18 protein-coding genes are annotated in these 19,753 nt (G+C 69.7%); 9 read left to right on the plus strand and 9 right to left on the minus strand.

Annotation, left to right across the window (positions count from 1 at the left end; translation table 11 throughout):
- Window positions 1–670 precede the first annotated feature (670 nt).
- Window positions 671–1,876, minus strand: coding sequence for a cytochrome P450 (locus ACTOWY_RS19310; RefSeq protein ID WP_441311041.1), 1,206 nt, complete (start codon window positions 1,874–1,876; stop codon window positions 671–673).
- A 304-nt stretch (window positions 1,877–2,180) separates the two neighbouring features.
- Between ACTOWY_RS19310 and ACTOWY_RS19315 the strand changes: the two genes are divergently transcribed.
- On the plus strand, window positions 2,181–3,485 hold the full coding sequence (locus ACTOWY_RS19315) for a helix-turn-helix domain-containing protein (RefSeq protein WP_441311042.1): 1,305 nt from the start codon (window positions 2,181–2,183) through the stop codon (window positions 3,483–3,485).
- A 29-nt stretch (window positions 3,486–3,514) separates the two neighbouring features.
- On the opposite strand, the gene ACTOWY_RS19320 is transcribed toward ACTOWY_RS19315, so the two are convergent.
- Window positions 3,515–4,201: a TetR/AcrR family transcriptional regulator gene (locus ACTOWY_RS19320; protein WP_441311043.1), complete on the minus strand. Its 687-nt coding sequence runs from the start codon at window positions 4,199–4,201 to the stop codon at window positions 3,515–3,517.
- An 80-nt stretch (window positions 4,202–4,281) separates the two neighbouring features.
- On the opposite strand from ACTOWY_RS19320, the gene ACTOWY_RS19325 reads away from it, so the two are divergent.
- Together ACTOWY_RS19325 and ACTOWY_RS19330 are read left to right on the plus strand one after the other, a co-directional pair.
- Complete coding sequence (locus tag ACTOWY_RS19325) at window positions 4,282–5,238, plus strand: quinone oxidoreductase family protein (RefSeq protein ID WP_441311044.1); 957 nt, start codon at window positions 4,282–4,284, stop codon at window positions 5,236–5,238.
- A 15-nt stretch (window positions 5,239–5,253) separates the two neighbouring features.
- Entirely contained in the window at window positions 5,254–6,093 is an 840-nt protein-coding gene (locus ACTOWY_RS19330; RefSeq protein ID WP_441311045.1) for an SDR family NAD(P)-dependent oxidoreductase, read from the plus strand.
- A gap of 3 nt (window positions 6,094–6,096) precedes the next feature.
- Here the strand turns inward: ACTOWY_RS19330 and ACTOWY_RS19335 are convergent, their stop codons facing one another.
- The 7 genes from ACTOWY_RS19335 to ACTOWY_RS19365 all read right to left on the minus strand — a co-directional run bounded on the left by ACTOWY_RS19335 (window position 6,097) and on the right by ACTOWY_RS19365 (window position 13,179).
- On the minus strand, window positions 6,097–7,032 hold the full coding sequence (locus ACTOWY_RS19335; RefSeq protein WP_441311046.1) for a TAXI family TRAP transporter solute-binding subunit: 936 nt from the start codon (window positions 7,030–7,032) through the stop codon (window positions 6,097–6,099).
- The gene (locus tag ACTOWY_RS19340; RefSeq protein WP_441311047.1) at window positions 7,029–8,432 is read right to left on the minus strand and encodes an ATP-binding protein; all 1,404 of its coding nucleotides are present in this window, start codon (window positions 8,430–8,432) and stop codon (window positions 7,029–7,031) included. Before ACTOWY_RS19340 ends, ACTOWY_RS19335 begins: the two co-directional genes overlap by 4 nt.
- Window positions 8,433–9,098, minus strand: coding sequence for a response regulator transcription factor (locus ACTOWY_RS19345; RefSeq protein WP_441311048.1), 666 nt, complete (start codon window positions 9,096–9,098; stop codon window positions 8,433–8,435).
- 10 nt (window positions 9,099–9,108) lie between these two features.
- Window positions 9,109–9,684, minus strand: coding sequence for a DUF4333 domain-containing protein (locus tag ACTOWY_RS19350; protein WP_441311049.1), 576 nt, complete (start codon window positions 9,682–9,684; stop codon window positions 9,109–9,111).
- Between the two features lie 15 nt (window positions 9,685–9,699).
- Entirely contained in the window at window positions 9,700–10,614 is a 915-nt protein-coding gene (locus ACTOWY_RS19355) for a hypothetical protein (protein ID WP_441311050.1), read from the minus strand.
- A gap of 5 nt (window positions 10,615–10,619) precedes the next feature.
- A complete protein-coding gene (locus ACTOWY_RS19360; protein ID WP_441311051.1) occupies window positions 10,620–11,663 on the minus strand; it encodes a trypsin-like serine peptidase in 1,044 nt (347 codons plus the stop codon).
- Window positions 11,664–11,841: 178 nt separating this feature from the next.
- A complete protein-coding gene (locus tag ACTOWY_RS19365; RefSeq protein ID WP_441311052.1) occupies window positions 11,842–13,179 on the minus strand; it encodes an MFS transporter in 1,338 nt (445 codons plus the stop codon).
- Window positions 13,180–13,344: 165 nt separating this feature from the next.
- Between ACTOWY_RS19365 and asnB the strand changes: the two genes are divergently transcribed.
- The 6 genes from asnB to ACTOWY_RS19395 all read left to right on the plus strand — a co-directional run bounded on the left by asnB (window position 13,345) and on the right by ACTOWY_RS19395 (window position 19,564).
- Complete coding sequence (gene asnB / locus ACTOWY_RS19370) at window positions 13,345–15,279, plus strand: asparagine synthase (glutamine-hydrolyzing) (protein WP_441311273.1); 1,935 nt, start codon at window positions 13,345–13,347, stop codon at window positions 15,277–15,279.
- A 2-nt stretch (window positions 15,280–15,281) separates the two neighbouring features.
- Window positions 15,282–15,797 carry a GNAT family N-acetyltransferase gene (locus tag ACTOWY_RS19375; RefSeq protein ID WP_441311053.1) on the plus strand — a complete coding sequence of 172 codons (516 nt, stop codon included), beginning with the start codon at window positions 15,282–15,284 and terminating at the stop codon, window positions 15,795–15,797.
- A 189-nt stretch (window positions 15,798–15,986) separates the two neighbouring features.
- On the plus strand, window positions 15,987–16,691 hold the full coding sequence (locus ACTOWY_RS19380) for a chitinase (RefSeq protein WP_441311054.1): 705 nt from the start codon (window positions 15,987–15,989) through the stop codon (window positions 16,689–16,691).
- Window positions 16,692–16,910: 219 nt separating this feature from the next.
- Window positions 16,911–17,612 carry a 3-oxoacyl-ACP reductase FabG gene (gene fabG, locus ACTOWY_RS19385; RefSeq protein ID WP_185003583.1) on the plus strand — a complete coding sequence of 234 codons (702 nt, stop codon included), beginning with the start codon at window positions 16,911–16,913 and terminating at the stop codon, window positions 17,610–17,612.
- A gap of 68 nt (window positions 17,613–17,680) precedes the next feature.
- Window positions 17,681–18,448 (plus strand): enoyl-ACP reductase FabI, encoded by a 768-nt coding sequence (gene fabI, locus ACTOWY_RS19390; protein ID WP_247762793.1) that lies wholly within the window; start codon window positions 17,681–17,683, stop codon window positions 18,446–18,448.
- Window positions 18,449–18,514: 66 nt separating this feature from the next.
- On the plus strand, window positions 18,515–19,564 hold the full coding sequence (locus ACTOWY_RS19395) for a ferrochelatase (RefSeq protein WP_441311055.1): 1,050 nt from the start codon (window positions 18,515–18,517) through the stop codon (window positions 19,562–19,564).
- Window positions 19,565–19,753 lie beyond the last annotated feature (189 nt).

The raw sequence follows: 19,753 nt of genomic DNA on the forward strand, positions 1-19,753 counted from the left end.
ACCGCGCCTCGCCGAGTGGCCCCTGCAACCTGCCGCCGCATGCCCTCCCAACGTGACGGGGGCCGCTCGGTGAGGTGTGGTTGGCTGGCGGAAGGCCGTGCGGAGAACACGCGAGCCCTCGGCGCCACGCTGGGTCAGGCCCCGGCAGCCCAAACCCCGCCCCGCAACCCGCTGGACCCGGCTCTTGATCTGCCCCACCCCTCCGGTGGTCTGCCCGGCCGGCGAGGCCATCCTTTTTTGATCTTCGGCTCTGTTGGAGAGGTTCACGAGCGAAGATCAAGGGCGTCCTCGCCGGACGGGCAGAAATCAAAGGATGGGGGGAAGAACAAAGTCAAAAGCAAAGAGCAGTGCTCGTGTGCGGTTCCCCATCCCCGTCAGCCCTCCGATACCAAACCACATCTCACCGAGCGGCCCCCGTTGCGTTGGGTGGTGTCGGCGGCGGTTTGTGTTGCAGGGGCCACTCGGTGAGATGTGGTGTGTCCTCTCCAGGCTGACGGGGATGGGGAACCGCTCGGGGAGAGTTTGAAAAGCCAGCCCCGCCACCGGTATTCGGGCTTCGCCCGCACGCGGTGACCTACGGCGTACAACAACGGCCAACGTGGTGTACGACAACGGCCAACACGCGCGGAGGTTGAAGACCCTGCTGGCGTGTTGGCCGTTGTGGGTGGGGTTACCAGGCGATGGGCATGGTGCGGGGGCCTCGGACGATCATCTGGGTTTTCCAGGTGATGTCGCCTGCCAGGTGGAGGCCGGGGAGGCGGGCCAGTAGCACCCGGAGGGCTTCCTGGAGTTCCATTCGGGCGAGTTGGGCGCCCAGGCAGTGGTGGACTCCGTGGCCGAAGCCGAGGTGCTGGATGTTCTCCCTGGTCACGTCCAGGACGCCGGGGTCGGTGAACTTCAGGGCGTCTCGGTTGGCTGAACCTACCGAGACGAGTACCGGTTCGCCTGCCTTGACCAGGACCTCGCCGACGTGCACGTCCTCGGTGGCGTAGCGGGGGAAGCTGGCGCCGACGCCCAGGGGGGTGAAGCGGAGGAGTTCCTCTACGGCGTTGGGGATCAGCTCTGGTTCGGCCTGGAGTTTCTTGAGCTGGTCGGGGTTGTCCAGCAGCATCCAGAGGAAGTTGGGGATCTGGGTGGCGGTGGTCTCGTGGCCCGCGATCAGGATGCCGACGCACAGGTCGACCATTTCCAGTTCGGTGAGGCGGTCGCCCACGTCGCGGGCCTCGATCAGGGCGGTCATCAGGTCGTCCTGCGGGGCGGCGCGGTGTTCGTTGATCAGCTTGCCCATGTAGGCGCGCAGGTCTTCCTGGTTCTGCGCCATCTCCTCCGGGGTCAGGGCGGTGGTGGACAGCGCGTTGTCGCTCCACACCCGGAACTGCGGGCGGTCCTCGGCCGGGACGCCCAGGAGTTCGCAGATCACCGCCACCGGGATGGGGAGGGCGTACTCCTCCACCAGGTCGGCCGGCGGGCCTTTTTCGATCAGGCCGTCGATCAGGGACTCGGCCAGGTCGATCACCCTCGGGCGGAGTTGCTCGACGCGGCGCACGGTGAAGGCCTTGGTGACCAGGGTGCGCAGGCGGGTGTGGTCGGGTGGGTCCATGGCCAGGATGCCGCCGGGGCGGATCACCGGCCACTGCCGCGGCGCGTCCTTGACCTCGGCCATCGCCCGGCTGAACCGCTTGTCTCCCAGCACAAAACGGGCGTCGGCGTAGCGGGTGGCCAGCCAGGCCGGTTCGCCGTAGGGGAGGGTGACCCGCAGCATGCCGGGGGTGTTGCGGATCTGCTCGTAGAGATCGGACAGACCCAGGCCCGCGGCCTCGTTGAACGGGTACGGGATGGGGTCGAGATCCGTGGCGGCAGCTCTCGTGGTGGTCATTGCGACGCTCCCGACTTCGCTTGTAAGCAACTGCTTACAAAGCTAGGCCGATGGGTGGAGGCCGTCAACGCGCGATCGGGTGGATCGGTTCCCGCCACCTGGCTCTGGCGAGGAAGTGGTTACGGGGAGCAGAATTTCTGCCCGATTTACCCGGGTTTACGCCGAACGGGTGGGTGATCGAGTGGTCTATACCGCTACTCTCGGTACTAGCCCGATGTGAGCCACGCCATGGGTAGGGGGCCCTATGAGCGGCGTAGAGGATCGCGATCCACCGATCCCCTCCTCGACGTGGGAAGAACCCGAGATGCGCACCGCGTTGGTGCGCCGGGACATCTCCCGCGTCTACCAGCTGTTGCGCCGACTTGGCATCACCCAGAAGCGCATTGCCGCCCGGACCGGACAGTCGCAGTCCGAGGTCTCCGAGATCACCAAGGGCCGTCAGGTGATGGCCTATGACGTGCTCGCCCGTATAGGTGACGGATTAGGCATTCCGCGTGGTTACATGGGGATGGGTTACTCACCTGGAGTAGCCGCGGTTGGGCCATCCGGCGGGAGGGAGGACGAGGACGTGCAACGGCGCAGGTTCCTCGCCGCCGCCGCGAGCGCCGTCGTCGGTGCGACGCTGGACTTCGGCTGGGGGCAACTGGGACCACTGCGCGAGGTGGCCAGTCCGACTCCCGTGCCGGGTCGGCTGGGACTGGAGGACGTGCGGCGGATCGAGGCAGCGACGGGGGCGTTGAAGGCCCTGGACTACCAGCAGGGCGGGGGGTCGGTCCGGGACGCGGCCATCGCGCATGTCTCCTGGTGCAGACGATTGCTCAGCGCGGACTGCACGGACGCGGTCCGCGAACGACTGCTCAGCGCGGTCGCCGGGGCACACCGGTTCGCCGGCTGGACCTCCTTCGACGTCGGCCTGGCCGACGCCGCCCGCTACCACTACGTGCAGGCGGTGGAACTGGCCAAGCAGGCCGAGGACCACGGCCTGATGTGCAGCGTGCTCTACGCCGCGGCCCGGATCGAGCTGCACAACGGCGCGGTCAACGACGCGCTGAAACTGTTCCAGCTGGGCGAGATCCCGGCCGCGGACGCCGCCGACGCGCATGCGGGCGCGGTGCTCGCGGCCAACCAGGCCTGGGCCTACGGCAGGCTCAACCGGCCGGATCTGGCCGGCACCGCGATGGCTCGCGCGCGCCGGGACTTCGCCCGCGCCCAGGAGTACGGCGCACCGGAACGACCCAGCTGGGCCTCGTTCTTCACCGCGGCCGACCTGGCCGCGAGCGAGGGCATGATGCACCTGGAGATGCGCGACGGCGACCCGTTCCGGGCCATCCCGCTCTTCGAGCACTCCATCGGGCTGCGCACCGAACTCACCGCGCGCAGCCAGACCTTCGAGCGGATCGCCCTGGCCACCGGGTATCTGCGCGCGGGGGACCACCGGCTCGGCGTCCCGGCGGCGGTGGCCGCGGTCGCCTCGGCCGAACAGCTCCAGTCCCGCCGGGTGCTGGACCGGCTGACGCCGCTGCGCCTGGAAGCGGCCCGTCGCCGGGACCCGGACTGCCAGCAGCTCGTGCACGAGATCACCGCCGTGCAGTCGCAGTACGCCGCCTGACCTCTGCCACCGGGGTCAGTCCGTGATGATCAGGCGCCTGGCCCGGCCTCCCGCCGGGCCAGGACCTGTTCCAGGCCACTGATCAGCAGGTCCAGCCCGAACTCGTACTGGGCCGGGCCGCCACTGCGGTTGAGTTCGGGCACCAGGTCCACCAGGGTCGGATACCTGGTGCGGGACAAGCCATCCAGGGTCTCCCGCAGCGCCCGCCTACCGGCCGGATCGGCCAGCTGCCTGCTGAGCTGGACCTCCCAGGCGGCCACGCCGAGCACGTGGTTGAACAGGGTGAGGTAGGCCCGGACCGCGGCCTCCCGGTCGAACCCGGCCGCGCGCAGCACGCTGAGCAGCGCCTCCACCGCGTGCGGCACCTCATGCCCGGCCAGCGGGCGCGCGGTGAACAACTGCACCAGGCAGGGGTGGGCCAGCATCATGTCCCGGATGGCCAGGCAGGCCACCCGGACCCGCTGCTGCCAGGTTTCGCCTTCGGCCCGCACCGGGTGCTCGGCCATGGCATGGTCACGGACGGCGTCGAAGAGTTCGTCCCGGCCGCGGAAGTAGGTGTAGAGGGCCATCGGGCCGACGCCGAGCTGCTTGGCCAGGGCGCGCATGCCGAAGGACTCCACACCCTCGGCGTCGAGCAGGTCCAGGGCGGTGCGCACGATCAGCTCGGGGTTGAGCGTGTTACGAGGCGCACGTTTGCGCTGCAGCTGTTCGGTCATGGTTGCCTCCTCCTTACTGTACAGCGTACTGTACGCCGTACAGCAGTTGTAGGCACTGGGGCAGGGCAAAGGAGCGGCACGTGCGCGCGGTACAGATCACCGAGTTCGGCGGACCCGAGGTCATGCAGCTGGTGGACCTGCCGGATCCGGTCGCGGGGGACGGGCAGGTGCTGGTCGAGGTCGACCGCGTCGGCGTCAACTACGGCGACACCCACAACGTGGAGAACTCCTACCTGGCCCCGGCCAAGCTGCCGCTGATCCCCGGCGGTGAGGTCATCGGCCGCACCGCGGAGGGCCGCCGGGTGATCGCGCTGATCGACTCCGGTGGTTACGCGAGCAAGGTGGTGGCCGCGCCGGAGCGTCTCTTCGACGTGCCGGAGGACATCTCCAGCGGCGACGCGCTCGCGCTGATCTGCCAGGGCACCACCGCCTGGCACATCCTCAAGACCTCCGCGCGGATCCAGCCGGGCGAGTCGGTGGTGGTGCACGCCGCCGCCGGTGGCGTCGGTTCGCTCGCGGTGCAGCTGGCCAAGGTTTTCGGCGCGGGCACCGTGATCGCCACCGCCTCCACCGAGGACAAGCGCAAGCTCGCCCTGGACCTGGGCGCGGACGTCGCGGTCGACGGCGCGCCGGAGGGTCTGGCCGAGCGGCTGCGCGAGGCCAACGGCGGCAAGCGGATCGACGTGGTCCTGGAAATGGTCGGCGGGCCGGTGTTCGACGACTCGCTGAGCGTGCTGGCCCCCTTCGGCCGGATCGTGGCCTACGGCAGCGCGGGCCGGGTGCAGCCCACCCCGGTGCTGCCTGCCAAGCTGATGCGCGGCTCCCAGTCCATCGTCGGCTTCTGGCTGATCGACTGCCTGCGTAACCCGGCCGACCTCGTTCAGGCGCCCTTCGACGAGATGGTGGCGCTGGTGCGCGAGGGCAAGCTGCGCCCGCAGATCGGTGGCGAGTACCCGATGTCGGAATCCCGCACCGCGCACGAGGACCTGCGGGCCCGCCGCACCGTCGGCAAGCTCGTCCTGGACCCGGCCCTCTGAGTCAAGGAGTTCGCTGTGCGAGACCTGACCGGCAAAGTCGCCGTCATCACCGGTGCCGCTGGCGGCATCGGCACCGCCCTGGCCACCGCCTTCGCCGCCCAGGGCATGCGTTTGGCACTGTCCGATGTGGACTCCTCGGCCCTGGATGCGCTGGTGAAGTCCTTCCTGGACAAGGGTGTCCTGGCCATCGGCGTGCAGGCGGATGTGGCCAAGGCCGCGGACCTGGCGACCCTGGCCGAGCGCACCTATGACGAGTTCGGCGCCGCGCACGTGCTGTGCAACAACGCCGGCGTCGGCAGCTCCGGGCTGACCTGGCGGCTCACCCTGGAGGAGTGGAAGCGCGCCATCGACATCAACCTGTGGGGCGTGATCCACGGCCAGCACGCCTTCCTGCCCAGGATGATGGCCCAGGACGAGGGCCACATCGTCAACACGGCCTCGATGAGCGGTCTGCTCGCCGGCATGGGCACCGGTCCTTACGCGGCAACAAAACACGCGGTGGTCGGGCTGACCGAGACCATGCACCACGAGTTCGTCCTCACCGGATCCCCGCTGCGGGCCTCGGTGCTGTGCCCGGCCTGGACCAAATCCAACATCGCCGCCAGCACCCCGCCAGCCAACGGGGAGGGCCTGGAGGCCAAGTTGATGGCCAAGGCCAGCGAGGCGATCGGCGCGGCGGTCCGGGCGGGCAAGCCCGCCGAGGAGGTCGCGGACGCGGTCGTCGACGCGGTGCGGGAACAGCGGTTCTGGGTGCTCACCCACCCGGAGTTCCTGCCGGTGGTGACCGATCGGTTCAGCCGCGCGGTCAACGGCGAGGAGCCGGTGATCCCGCCGGTCATCCCGAAGCAGCGCTGAAATTCAGCCGTGTAGCTCGCGGTAGACCCCGGCCGCGCCGGGGTGCAGCGGAATGGCCGCGGTGCTGATCAGCGCCCGCGGATCGAGGAACTGGATGCCGAGGGCATCTTGTGGGATCAGGCGGTCGGCCCGGGTGAGCAGCACCCGGGTCACCGCCGCCGCCACTTCCGCGGGCAGTTCTTCCCGGCAGACCACCAGGTTCGCCACCCCGATGGTCGGGATCGGCCGCGGCGCGCGGTACACGCCGCTGGGCACCGACACCTGTTCATACACCGGGCCGTGCGCGCCGCGCAGCGCGGGCAGCACATCGTCCAGGGGCAGCAACCGGATCGGCGTGCGGATGTCGAGTTCCTCCAGGGCCGGTGTGGGCACTCCACCGGACCACACCAGCGCGTCCACCCTGCCCTCGGCGAGTGCGGCGGCGGCCTCGGCCAGTCGCAGTTGCGGGCCGGGGGTGAGGTGGAGCCGGGTGGTGATGCGGTCGGCGACCATGGCCGCGCCGGAACCCGGTGCCCCCATGGCGATCCGGCGACCGGCGAGTTCGGCCACCCGGCGCACCGGACTGGCCGCCGGGACGGCGATCTGCAGGTAGTTCTCATAGATCCGGCCGAGCGCGCGCAGCGGCAGGCGGTCGGTGAACGGGGGGGCGCCGGTGGCGGCGGCCTCACAGGCGTCGGCGTGCGCCAGGGCCAGGTCGACCTCGCGGGTGCCGAGCAGGCGCAGGTTGGCCACACTGGCCTGGGTTTGCGCCGGGGTGGCGCGCAGGCCGGGTTCGGCGGCGGCGATCTCGGCGGCCAGCCGGGTGGCGAAGGCCAGGTAGGGGCCGCCGGGTTCGCCCGCGCCGATGGACAGTGGGCGCGGCGGGCCGGGGTAGTCCCTGGTAGTGCAGGCCAGCGCGGCCAGTGGGGTGAGCAGGAACAGCCTGCGGGACAGCGTCATCCGGCGGCTCGCGGGAGTCCGATGTGGACGGACAGGCCGTGGGGCTGTGCCGTCGCGAGGGAGAGTCGGCCGCCGTGGGCGGTGACGAGTTGTTCGGCGATGGCCAGGCCCAGGCCGGTGCCGCGGCTGCCGCGGTGTTCCTGGGAGCGCCAGAACCGTTCGGTGGCCAGGGCGAGTTCGTCCGCGGACAGGCCGGGCCCGGTGTCGGTGACGCTCAACCGCAGGGTGTCCGGTTCGGCCTGCAGGGCCAGGGTGATCACGGCGTCGGGGCCGGCGTATTTGATCGCGTTGTCCAGGACCACGTCGAGGACCTGGGCGAGTTCGTCGGCGGGGAAGGCGGCCAGCACCGGCGTGCCGGGGGTGCGGCCGATCTGGAGGGTGATCCCGGCGGCGGTGGCCGCGGCGGACCAGGCGTCCCGGCGATCGGCCAGCACCAGCAACGGTTCGCAGTCCGCCGGTGGTTCGTCCACTGTGGACGGTGAGCGGAGTTCGGCGGCCCGGTTCTCCGCGCTGGCCAGGGTGAGCAGCCCGTCCAGGAGCGATTCCAGGCGGTCGACCTCGCCGAGCACGGACTGGTAGGAGCGCTGGGCGGGCTGGGCGACCGAGGGGCCGAGCGCGTCCACTCGTAGCCGCAGTGCGGTCATCGGGTTGCGCAGCTGGTGCGAGGCTTCGGCGACCAGGCGGCGTTGCCGTTCGGCGGCGTCGGAGACCGCGTCGGACATCTGGTTGAACGCGGCGGCCACCACCCGGAGTTCGGCCGGTCCGTGCACCGCGACCTGGGCGTGCGGCTCCCCGGAGGCCACCGCGCGCACCCCGCGTTCCAGTTCGCGCAGTGGCCGCAGCACCCAGCGGGAGACGCCAAGGGCCAGGCTCACGCAGGCCAGCGCGGCGGCCAGCGCGCCGAGCAGCACCACGCCCCAGCGGCGGGCGATGTCCCCGGCGGCGGCGGTGACCGCGGCGCGCAGCACCACCGCCCCGGTGACCCGGATGCCGGTGCCCACCGGGCGGGCCAGCAGCACCGGCTCGCTGGACCAGGGCGTGAGTGGGTCCACTGTGGACTGACGTTCGTTGCGCAACGCGCCGTCGACCAGGCGGACCACGGCCGGGTCGGCTGGACGCAGGTCGCCGGTGGCGGCGAGAGGGCCGCGCCGGGTGTCCACCACCAGCACCGCCTCGCCGTACAGTTCGCCGTAGCGCTGGATCTCCGCGGCCAGCGCGCCCAGGTCCCCGGTGGTGCCCGCGGTGTCGGCCAGCGCGGCGAAGCGGTCCAGGTCGGCGGTGCGGGAGAGCAGGAGTTGCTGGGTGCGTTCGGCAGCGGTGCTCATCAGCAGCGGCCAGGCGAAGGCGGCCACCGCCAGCACCGAGAAGGCCAGCAGCACCACCAGGAGTCGCCGCCGCACCTACGGCTCCAGCCGGTAGCCGAAGCCGCGGATGGTGCTGATCAGGTTGGGGCGGCCCAGTTTGGCCCGCAGCTGGGCGATGTGCACGTCCAGGGACCGGGAGATGGCCAGGTAGGCGTCGCCCCAGAGTTCGTCCATGAGTTGCTGGCGGCTGACCGCGGCGCCCAGCCGGCGGGCCAGTGCGGCGAGGAGGTCGAATTCCTTGGCGGTCAACGTGATCGGCGCCCCGGCGACCTCGACCCGGCGGCTGGCCAGGTCGATCCGGACATCGCCGGTGACCACCTCCTCGGCGGGTTCCCCGGCGGCGGCCCGGTGCGCGGCCCGCCGGGTGACCACGTCCATCCTGGCCAGCAACTCGGCCAGCCGGACCGGTTTGACCAGGTAGTCATCGGCGCCGAGGCGCAGACCGCGCACGACGGAGCGTTCGTCGCCGCGCGCGGTCAGCACCATCACCGGCACGGTGGCCACCCGGCGCAGCTTGCGCAGCACCTCAAGGCCGTCGCCGTCGGGCAGCCCCAGGTCGAGGAGCACGAGATCCACCTCCCGGTGTCCGGTCAGCGCGTCCGCGCCGTGCCGGACCCGGCGGGGCTGGTGCCCGTGCGCGGTGAGGACTTCGACGAGGGCGTCCGCGACCCCGTCGTCGTCCTCCACCAGCAGCACCTTCATGTGTCGCAGCCTATTTGGGCTGGCCGACCTCGTACTCACCGGAGTCGTTGGTGACCTTCACCGGCACCTGCCGCTGCTTGCCGTCCACGGTGGCGGTGCAGGTGAAGGTGTTGCCTGCCTTGATCGCGGGCTGGTTCGGGCAGGTCACCGCGGTGACCTTGGCGATGCCGAAGTTCTCGGTCAGCACCTTCTGCACGCCGGTCTGCACCGCCTTGGTGTCCAGGACCTTGCTGGTGAACACGCCAAGGAAGGCCAGCACGCCGAAGACGAGCCCGATCAGCACCACGCCGACCAGGCCGTAGAGCAGCGGTTTCTTCGCACTGCCGTCGGACTTTTTCGGTCCCTGCTGCGGCGGCCCACCATAGGGCGCGCCGCCGTAGGGACCGCCAGGACCGCCGGGGCCCTGCGGCTGGGGGTAGCCGGGTGGCGGGGTGGGCGCGCCCTGCTGTGGGTAGCCGGGCGGCGGCGTCGGCTGCCCGCCCCACTGCGGTTGCGCGGGCAGCGGCTGCTGCGGCTGCTGGTACGGATTCGGCTGCTGCGGCTGACCGCCCCACTGCGGCTGCTGCGGCTGGTACGGGTTGCTCATCTCTTACCTCGGTATCTACAGCGCGGCGAGCCGGTTGAAGAAGTCCTTGCGGGCGTTCAGATCGGGCAGATCGGTCCGGTCCAGCGGCGAGGGCTCCGGCGGGAAGTCCTTCGCGGTGGCCTTGCCCAGGATCTCGTACCCCACCTGGATCTCGATCTTCGGACCGCCCTTGTCCACGATCCCGTTGATCTCGATCTTCTTGAGCTGTCCCTGCGGATCCAGCACCACCGTGGTGCGCAGGAAGGACTCCAGCATCGGCGGGGTCATCTGCTTCTTGAAGTCCTCCGGGAAGCTCAGCACCCGGTTGTCCACAAAGGACTTGAGGGTGACCCCGGTGAGCAGTTCGGCGCTGCCGTCGGCCTGCTGCCGGTACTCCTTGACCAGCCCGGCGGGCGAGGACTTCTGGGTGGCCTTCATCGCGTCCTGCATGGCGCACACCGTCTGCACCCCGGTCAGCAGGCACACGTTGAACCCGTCCTTGGGGGTGAAGGTCGGGAACCGCACCCACGGGGTGGTGGCCAGCGAGCGGAACCGCTCACCCAGCAGCAGGTAGTCCCACTCCGAGCCGCTCGGGTGGTACTGGTCCAGGTTGTCCTTCATGTCCTTGCTGGTGCGGGACTTGGTGAAGATCGCCGGCGGTTCCGGCTTGCCCTTGTCCGCCGCCTGGTAGCGGAAGACGTCGATCTCCTTGTCCGTCTTGCGTTCGTTGAACCGCCCGTGCCAGAACACGGTCGACTTCTCGTCCCGTGGCTTGATCAGCTCCTGGTCGAGTTTCTTGAACGCGCCGTCGAACTGGGCCGCCATGTAGGCGGTGACCGCCTGCTGGTCGGCCAGCGCGAGTCCGGGGGAGGCGCTGCTGCACCCCGCCGCGGTGATCGTCACGGCCAGTGCGCCGGCCAGCGCGGCCAGCCGCCCGCGCCGCTGGGTCATCGTCATCATCCCGCGTCCGCCTGCTTGTAGAGGTTGTGCGCCACCTGGCCGAGCACCGCGCCGGAGAGTGTCCTGGCGTTGCCCACCGAGGACACCGAGACCACGATTCCGGCGCCTCGCCCCGGATCGAACCGGGTGAACCAGGGTCCGCCCGAACAGCCGGGCGTCATCACGCAGTTGATGGTGTAGTCGCCGAAAGGGCCCTTGACCCAGTTCGGCGAGGAGCAGTACCGCATCACCTTGCCGTCAAAGGGCGGCGCGGTCGGGTAGCCGATCGCGGTCAGCCCCTCGGCCAGCACGCCGAAGGCCATGCCCTGGGCGCCGAGCGCGTCCTGGATCTTCTTGCCGCCCAGTGGCCGCATCCGCAGGAAGGCGATGTCGTAGGCCCAGCCCTCGCCGGAGGTGCCGCGGTCGCTGCTCTCCGCCTTGGTCAGGAACTCGCGGGTGGTGTAGATCGACTCCGCCGCCCACTTGCCGTGCGGGGACTGCCCGGCCCGGTCACCGGGCACGAACATCACGTTGTCCGCCCACATCTTCTCGCCCTGGGTCTCCCACACGCAGTGTCCCGCGGTGGCCACCAGGACCTTGGACGGCGAGCTGATCACCGAGGCCGAGCACACGTACGGCTTGCCGCCGAAGGTGTAGTAGAGCCGTCCGACCGTGGTCTCGCTCAGCCCGGCCCGCGACCAGGCGTCGCCGCGCGGGTTGGTGCCGTTGGAGTCCGGCTTGACCTGCCCGATCACCCCGTCGGATGGCTGGATCACCACCTGCGCGCCCGGGTTCTCCTTCGGCACGTCGCTGCCGCCGTCGTTGGGACCGGGCTGCTTGGGCCGGGCGTCGCGCAGCCGGTCGCTGTTCCAGTAGTCGTTGACCTGCTGCGGCGTGGTGGAGAAGGTCTTGCGCAGCTCGGAGGTCGGACCACCCTTGATCTCATCAGCGATGTTGCGGGTGGAAGGCCCGGCCTTCGGTGTGCCAGGAGAGACCTGGGTGCAGGCCGTGAGCGCGGTGGCGGTGAGCAACACCGCCATCACGGCACTCAGTTGTCGCATCGTCAATACCCCAGATGGCCGTGAAACGCGGATACCGCGGGCAGATTAGCCCGATCGGAGCCATCGCACCCGGGGAAGTGGCCAAAAGCCCGCCGGGTGGGCGACAAGCACCACCCGGCGGGCACGGTGATCAGCGGAAATCGCGTCCATCAGAAACAGTGATGATCAAGAACGGCGATCAGCGGAACGAGCCCTCTTCCAGGGGGGAGGACTTCGAGGTCTCCCGCATGGTGCCGTAGACCAGCAGCGAGACCAGCACGCAGCCCGCCACGTAGTAGAAGAACACCGACTCCATGCCCGCCTGCTTGAGCCAGAGCGCCACGTACTCCGCGGACCCGCCGAAGATGGCCACGGTCAGCGCGTAGGGCAGACCGACACCCAGCGCGCGGATGTTGGTGGGGAACAGCTCGGCCTTCACGATCGCGTTGATCGAGGTGTAGCCGGTGACGATGATCAGCCCGGCCAGCATCAGGAAGAACGCGGCCACCGGCGAGTTGGTGCCGGCCAGCGCGGTCAGCAGCGGGACGGTGCCCAGGGTGCCGCAGACGCCGAAGAACAGCAGCAGCGGCCGTCGCCCGATCCGGTCGGACAGCTTGCCAGCCAAGGGCTGGATGACCACGAAGACGACCAGGGCGAGGAAGTTGATCCAGGCCGCGTTCTGCTTGCTGATGCCGCTGGTGTTGACCATGAACTTTTGGAGGTAGGTGGTGTAGGTGTAGAAGGCCACCGTGCCGCCCAGGGTCAGGCCGACCACCAGCAGGCACTCCCTGGGGTGCTGCAGCAGGGCGCGCAGGGTGCCGCGCTGCGGGGTCTTGCCCTCTTCGGACTGGGCGACCTTCTTGAAGCTCTCCGACTCGTCCATGCTGCGCCGCAGCCACATCACCACGATCGCGCCCGCCGCGCCGATGACGAAGGCGATCCGCCAGCCCCAGGAGTGCATCTGCTCCTCGGTGAGCACCTGCTGCAGCACGATCTGCACGCCGAGGGCGAGCAGCTGGCCCGCGGTCAGCGTGACGTACTGGAAACTGGAGTAGAACCCGCGTTTGCCCGGTGAGGCGACCTCGGAGAGGTAGGTCGCCGAGGTGGCGTACTCACCGCCCACCGACAGGCCCTGCAACAGTCGCGCGGCCACCAGCAGCGCGGGCGCGGCCAGGCCGATCGAGGTGTAGGACGGGGTGACCGCGATGACCAGGGATCCGGCCGCCATCAGCGTCACGGACAGGGTCAGCGCGGCCCGGCGGCCGAACCGGTCGGCGTAGCGGCCCAGCATCCAGCCGCCGATGGGACGCATCAGGAAGCCGACCGCGAACACCGCGGCGGTGTTCAGCAGCTCCGCGGTGGAGTCGTTCTTGGGGAAGAACGAGCTGGCGAAGTAGATGCTGAACGCCGTGTAGGCGTACCAGTCGTACCATTCGACCAGGTTGCCGATCGAGCCGCGCAGCACGTTCGCCACGACCCGCTTCTCACCCTGTTTGCCCCCGCCGCTGGGGACGTCCGCGCTGACGCCTACCGACATGTGCCCTCCTTGAGACGCCTGTCACGGTGTGGGCAAACGCGCTGATCAGCAAGCGGCAGCGGGCAGAACTTACCTCCGCTTGAGGTAACCCGTCGGCGGGCGCCACCCGGCCGCACGGGATACTGGAGTCTCCGGCCCGACGAGCAACCCGAGGTGAATCCCCACGTGTGCGGAGTGCTGGGACTGATCTGCGCCACCCCCGCCCAGGCGGCCAGCGCCCGCGGCGCGGTCGGAGCGGCCATGCGCTGCCAGCGGCACCGTGGACCCGACGAGCACGACACCTGGGCCGACGCCGAGGTCGTCTACGGCTTCAACCGGCTCGGCTTCATCGACCTCGAACACTCGCACCAGCCCCTGGTGTGGGGCCCGCCCGAGGCGCCCAACCGGTACACGCTCAACTTCAACGGCGAGATCTACAACTACCGCGAGCTGCGCGCCGAGCTGACCGCCCGCTTCGGCGCCCGGTTCCGCACCCAGGGCGACGGCGAGTCCATCGTGGCCGCCTACCACTACCTCGGCCCGGCCGCTCTGCCCAAGCTGCGCGGCATGTTCGCCTTCATGATCTGGGACGCCCAGGAGCGGATCGTCTTCGGCGCGCGCGACCAGTTCGGCATCAAACCGCTCTACTACTCCGCCGGTCCCGGCGGGATCGCCTTCTCCAGTGAGAAGAAGAGCCTCCTGGAACTGTCCGGGGTGCTCGGGGTGGCCGAGGAACTCGACCTCACCGCGTTGCAGCACTACCTGGTGCTGCAGTACGTGCCCGAACCCGAATCGCTGCACGCCGGCATCCGCCGGGTCGAGTCCGGCACCGCGTTCCGGCTGCGGCCTGGCGGGCAGCTGGAGTTCGCCCGCTACTTCAACCCCACCTTCACCGCGCGGCCGGTGCACGGGGAGGCCGAGGCGGAGGCGCTGTACCAGCGGATCGCCGATGTCATGCGGGATTCGGTCGGCAAGCACATGATCTCCGACCCGGAGGTCACCGTCGGCGCGTTCCTCTCCGGCGGCATCGACTCCACCGCCACCGCCACCCTGGCCAAACAGTTCAACCCCAACCTGATCGCCTTCACCGCCGGGTTCGAGCGGGAGGGCTACTCCGAGGTCGACGTGGCCGCCGAGACCGCGGCCGCGATCGGCGTGCGGCACGTGGTCCGCACCGTCTCCGCCCAGGAGATGATGCAGGCGATGCCGCTGATCATCTGGTACCTGGACGATCCGGTGGCCGACCCGGCGCTGGTGCCGCTGTGGTTCATCGCCCGCGAGGCCCGCAAACACGTCAAGGCGGTGCTGTCGGGGGAGGGCGCGGACGAGTTGTTCGGCGGCTACACCGTTTACGGCGAACCGCTGTCCCTGGCGCCGTTCGAGAAGATGCCCGGCAGCCTGCGCAAGGTGCTCGGCAAGGTCTCCACCAAGATCCCCGAGGGCGTGCGCGGCAAGGACCTCCTCCGCCGCGGCGCGCTGACCCTGGAGGAGCGCTACTACGGCAACGCGCGCAACTTCCGGGACGAGCAGCTGCGCGCCGTGCTGCGGCACTACGACGAACGGATCGGCTTCAAGGAGATCACCGAGCCCTGGTACCGGATCTCGAAGGACTGGGACCCGGTGGCCCGGATGCAGCATGTGGACCTGTTCACCTGGCTGCGCGGGGACATCCTGACCAAGGCCGACAAGGTCACCATGGCCAACTCCCTGGAACTGCGGGTGCCGTTCCTGGACATGGAGGTCTTCAAGGTCGCCTCCACCGTGCCCCTCGACCAGAAACTGGCCGGCGGCACCACCAAGTACGCGCTGCGCCAGGCCCTGGCCAAGATCATCCCGCCGCACGTGCTCAACCGGCGCAAACTCGGCTTCCCAGTGCCCATCCGGCACTGGCTGCGGGAGGAGATGCACGACTGGGCCTGGGGCATCATCGCCGACTCCAAGACCGACGAGATCCTGGACAAGAAGGCCGTCTTCGCCATGCTCGCCGAGCACAAGACGGGCGAGCGCGACCGCAGCCGCCAGCTCTGGGCGGTGCTCAGCTTCATGATCTGGCACGGCATCTTCATCGAACACCGGATCAAGGTCGACGTGCCCGAACCGGTCTACCCGGTCCGCCTCTGACCATGAGCGCCGAATTGCGTACCGGCAGGCTGATCCTGAGCCGGCCGGACGCGGGCGACATCGAGGCCATCCTGGCCATCCACGCCGACCCGCTGGCCTGCGCGCACAACCCCGGCGACGCCCTGAGTAGCCGCGCTGAGGCGGAGGAACTGTTCGGGCGCTGGGACGAACACTGGCGGCGGCACGGCTTCGGCTACTGGGTGCTGCGCCGCCCCGGGACACCTGACCCGATCGGGTTCTGTGGCCTCAAACGCATGGAACTACCCGGACGGCCGGTGCTGAACCTGCTCTACCGGCTCGCCCCGGCCGCCTGGGGCGCCGGACTCGGCGCCGAGGCGGCCACCGCCGTGGTGACCTGGGCCCGGACCGAGCTGCCCGGACAGCTCGTCATCGCCAGGGTGCGCCCGGACAACCACGCCTCACACCGGGTCGCGCGGCGCGCCGGACTGCGCCGGGTACCCCATGTGGACGCTCCCGGATTCGATGGTCCAGACCAAATTTACGAACTCCCTACTTAAGTTACTTCCGCCCGCCGCGCACCTGTGGCGAAATGGGTCCCGCAGTTGTTCGGAACCTGTCGCCACCGCCGCCCGGAAGTGGTTTGGGGCCACCCCTGCGCTTCGCACTTCCGTGGTGTCCGGTGCTGTCCTGCTGCGAATTCGCGAGGTCCGCCTCGCGCATTTCCCCTGTGCAGCTAGGAGCGTGTGATGCGACGTCGTCTTCTCGGCTTGCTGGTCGCGGTGCTGTCCGCGGCCGGGTTCGTGGTCGCGGTCCCCGCCGCGGCCGCTCCGACCGCCTTCATGATCAGCGAAGCCCAGTTCAACCAGATGTTCCCCAGCCGCAACGGCTTCTACACCTACGCCGGCCTGCGCAACGCAGCCCAAACGATTGGCGCCTTCGCCAACCAGGGCAGCGCCACCGTGCAGCGGCAGGAACTGGCCGCCTTCCTGGCCAACGTCAGCCACGAGACCGGCGGGCTGCGGCACGTGGTGGAACAGAACACCGCCAACTACCCGCACTACTGCGACCGCAGCCAGCCGTATGGCTGTCCGGCCGGTCAGGCCGCCTACTACGGGCGCGGGCCGATCCAGCTGAGCTGGAACTTCAACTACAAGGCCGCCGGTGACTACCTGCGGGTCAACCTGCTGGGCAACCCCTGGCTGGTGCAGAACGACGCCACCATCTCCTGGCGCACCGCGATCTGGTACTGGATGACCCAGAACGGACCGGGTTCGATGACCCCGCACAACGCCATGGTGAACAGCCGCGGCTTCGGCGAGACCATCCGCAGCATCAATGGCTCACTGGAATGCAATGGCAAGAACCCCGGACAGGTGCAGAGCCGGGTCGGCAACTATCAGCGCTTCACCGGCATCATCGGTGTCGCGCCCGGCGGCAACCTGTACTGCTGAATTCCCCGGAATTGATCGGGGGCGTGACCCGGAATGGGTCACGTCCCCTTTTCCGCATGCTCCGTGAGCACCATCGGCGACCGCGCCGGGGTGAGACCGCGCGCCGACGCGCGGATGCGCTGGTTACGCATCTTCGATGCCTTTTCCTGCGGGTTCGAGGCGACCGACTAGCCTGACGCCGTCCGCAGCAGCAACCGCGCGAGTCATGGAGGACCCACGGTGTCTAGGTCGGTACTGGTCACTGGCGGCAACCGAGGCATCGGCCTGGCGATCGCCCGTGCCTTCGCCGAGCAGGGCGACAAGGTCGCCATCACCCACCGCGGCTCCGGCGCGCCAGAGGGCCTGTTCGGGGTGCAGTGCGACGTCACCGACGCCGCGCAGGTCGACCGCGCCTTCAGCGAGGTCGAGGCCCAGCACGGCCCGGTCGAGGTGCTGGTGTCCAACGCCGGGATCGTCGACGACGTGCTGCTGCTGCGCATGTCCGAGGAGTCCTTCACCAAGGTCGTGGACGCCAACCTCACCGGCGCCTACCGGGTCGCCAAGCGCGCCGCCTCCGGCATGCTGAAGAAGCGCTGGGGCCGCATGATCTTCATCTCCTCGGTGGTCGGCCTCTCCGGCCAGGCCGGTCAGGTCAACTACGCCGCGAGCAAGGCGGGCCTGGTCGGCGTCGCCCGCTCCATCGCCAGGGAACTCGGCTCGCGCAACATCACCGCGAACGTCATCTCGCCCGGCTTCATCGAGACCGACATGACCGCGCACCTGGCCGAAAGCCTCAAGGAGCAGCTGGTCACCGTCCCGGCCCGGCGCGCCGGCAAGACCGAGGAGGTCGCGGCCGCGGTCACCTGGCTCGCCTCCGACGGCGCCTCCTACGTCAACGGCGCGGTGCTGCCGGTCGACGGGGGCATGGGCATGGGTCACTGACCCGTTCTGCCAGGCTAGAGCCTTAGCAACCACCACTTCTTGACTAGGTCGACTCGGAGGAAGAGCACGTGACCGGACTGCTCGAAGGCAAGCGGGTGCTGATCACCGGAGTGATCACCGAGGCCTCCATCGCCTTCCACGCCGCAAGGATCGCCCAGGAGCAGGGGGCCGAGGTCGTGCTCACCGGCTTCGGGCGGCTGCGGCTGGTCGAGCGCATCGCGCAGCGCCTGCCCAAGCCCGCGCCGGTGATCGAACTCGACGTCACCAACCAGGAGCACCTGGACACCCTCGCCGGGAAGATCAGCGAGCACGTCCCGGCGCTGGACGGGGTGCTGCACTCCATCGGCTACGCCCCGCCGTCCTGCCTCGGCGAGAAGTACCTGGACGTGCCGTGGGAGGACGTCTCCGTCGCCGTGCACACCTCGGCGTTCTCGCTCAAGGCCCTGGCCAAGGCGGTGCTGCCGCTGATGGAGGGCGGCGGCTCGATCGTGGGCATGGACTTCGACGCCCGCGTCGCCTGGAGCAGCTACAACTGGATGGGCTTCGCCAAGGCCGCCCTGGAGAACTGCACCAAGTACCTGGCCCGCGAGCTGGGCCCGCAGGGCATCCGGGTCAACCTGGTCGCGGCGGGTCCCCTGGAGACCATGGCCGCCAAGTCCATCCCGGGCTTCAGCGACTTCAACGACCTGTGGTCCAAGCGCGCCCCGATGGGCTGGGACACCTCCGACCGCACCCCGGCAGCCAAGGCCATCTGCGCGCTGCTGTCCGACTGGTTCCCGGCCACCACCGGCTCCATGGTGATGGTCGACGGCGGCATGCACGCCGTCGGTGACTGACTGACAACTGCCTGACAATCCTGCCCCCGCCCGGTGCGAGATCCGGCGCGGGGGCAGGATTGTCCGGTGAGCTTCGACGCGTTGCTGTTCCTGTCCTTCGGCGGGCCGGAGGGGCCCGAGGACGTCCGGCCGTTCCTGGAGAACGTCACCAGGGGCCGAGGGGTCCCGCCGGCCCGCCTGGACGAGGTCGCCCAGCACTACCTGCACTTCGGCGGCGTCTCGCCGATCAACCGGCTCAACCTGGCCATCATCGACGCGGTGCGCGCCGAACTGACCCGGCAGGGCATGACGTTGCCGGTCTACTTCGGCAACCGCAACTGGCACCCCATGGTGGAGGACACCGCCGCCAAGATGGTCGCCGACGGCATCCGCACGGCGCTGGTGTTCCCGACCAGCGCCTACGGCGGCTACTCCGCCTGCCGCCAGTACGACGAGGACATCACCCGCGCCCGCACCGCCGTGGACGAGGCCCTGGACCTGGTCAAACTCCGCCAGTTCTTCGACCACCCGCTGTTCGTCGACGCGGTCGCCGACGCGGTCCGCGCCGCCTACACCGAGTTGCCCGCCGACCAGCGCGACCAGGCCCGGCTGGTCTTCACCGCCCACTCGGTGCCCACCTCCGCCGACGAGGCCGCCGGCCCGCCCGAGGAAGGCGGCCGGCGCTACTCCCGCCAGATCGCCGAAGCCGCCCGCCTGGTCGCCGAAGCCGTCGGCGTGCCCGGGTACGACGTGGTCTGGCAATCCCGCTCCGGCCCACCCCACATCCCCTGGCTGGCCCCCGACATCGTCGACCACGTCGACACCCTGCACGCCCAGGGCGTCCAGGCCCTGGTCGTCAGCCCCATCGGCTTCGTCAGCGACCACCTGGAAGTCATCTGGGACCTAGACGCCGAAGCCAAGGACCGAGCCGCCGAACACGGCATGTCCTTCACCCGGGCCGCCACCCCCGGCCCAGACCCCCGCTTCGCCCAACTCATCGTGGACCTGATCCGCGAACACACCCACCCCACCACCCCCCGCAAACTCTCCCCCCTCCCCGCCGCAGGCTGCACCCGCAACGGCCTCCCCTGCGCCACCCACTGCTGCGAACCCCCCACCCGCCGCCCCACCCCCTAACCCCGCCCCACAACCGCCAACCCAACGCCCCACAACGGCGAACACTCCGCCAGAGCCACCGCCCCACCGGAGTGTTCGCCGGTCTGGACGGTGAGTTGGCCGTTGTGGGCGGTGAGTTGGCCGATCTGGACGGTGAGTTGGCCGATCTGGGACGCCACCTTGGCCGCTGTCGTACAGCGTGTTAGCCGA

The sequence above is a fragment of the Crossiella sp. CA198 genome, from assembly GCF_052078295.1.
Classification (GTDB): Bacteria; Actinomycetota; Actinomycetes; order Mycobacteriales; family Pseudonocardiaceae; genus Crossiella.

Bases quoted from the DNA above. Each gene is read 5' to 3' on its own strand.
- ACTOWY_RS19310 (WP_441311041.1), bottom strand. From the start codon at position 1,876: ATGACCACCACGAGAGCTGCCGCCACGGATCTCGACCCCATCCCGTAC.
- ACTOWY_RS19375 (WP_441311053.1), top strand. From the start codon at position 15,282: ATGAGCGCCGAATTGCGTACCGGCAGGCTGATCCTGAGCCGGCCGGAC.
- ACTOWY_RS19345 (WP_441311048.1), bottom strand. From the start codon at position 9,098: ATGAAGGTGCTGCTGGTGGAGGACGACGACGGGGTCGCGGACGCCCTC.
- ACTOWY_RS19365 (WP_441311052.1), bottom strand. From the start codon at position 13,179: ATGTCGGTAGGCGTCAGCGCGGACGTCCCCAGCGGCGGGGGCAAACAG.
- ACTOWY_RS19320 (WP_441311043.1), bottom strand. From the start codon at position 4,201: ATGACCGAACAGCTGCAGCGCAAACGTGCGCCTCGTAACACGCTCAAC.
- ACTOWY_RS19355 (WP_441311050.1), bottom strand. From the start codon at position 10,614: ATGACCCAGCGGCGCGGGCGGCTGGCCGCGCTGGCCGGCGCACTGGCC.
- ACTOWY_RS19350 (WP_441311049.1), bottom strand. From the start codon at position 9,684: ATGAGCAACCCGTACCAGCCGCAGCAGCCGCAGTGGGGCGGTCAGCCG.
- ACTOWY_RS19335 (WP_441311046.1), bottom strand. From the start codon at position 7,032: ATGACGCTGTCCCGCAGGCTGTTCCTGCTCACCCCACTGGCCGCGCTG.
- ACTOWY_RS19380 (WP_441311054.1), top strand. From the start codon at position 15,987: ATGCGACGTCGTCTTCTCGGCTTGCTGGTCGCGGTGCTGTCCGCGGCC.
- ACTOWY_RS19360 (WP_441311051.1), bottom strand. From the start codon at position 11,663: ATGCGACAACTGAGTGCCGTGATGGCGGTGTTGCTCACCGCCACCGCG.
- ACTOWY_RS19315 (WP_441311042.1), top strand. From the start codon at position 2,181: ATGCGCACCGCGTTGGTGCGCCGGGACATCTCCCGCGTCTACCAGCTG.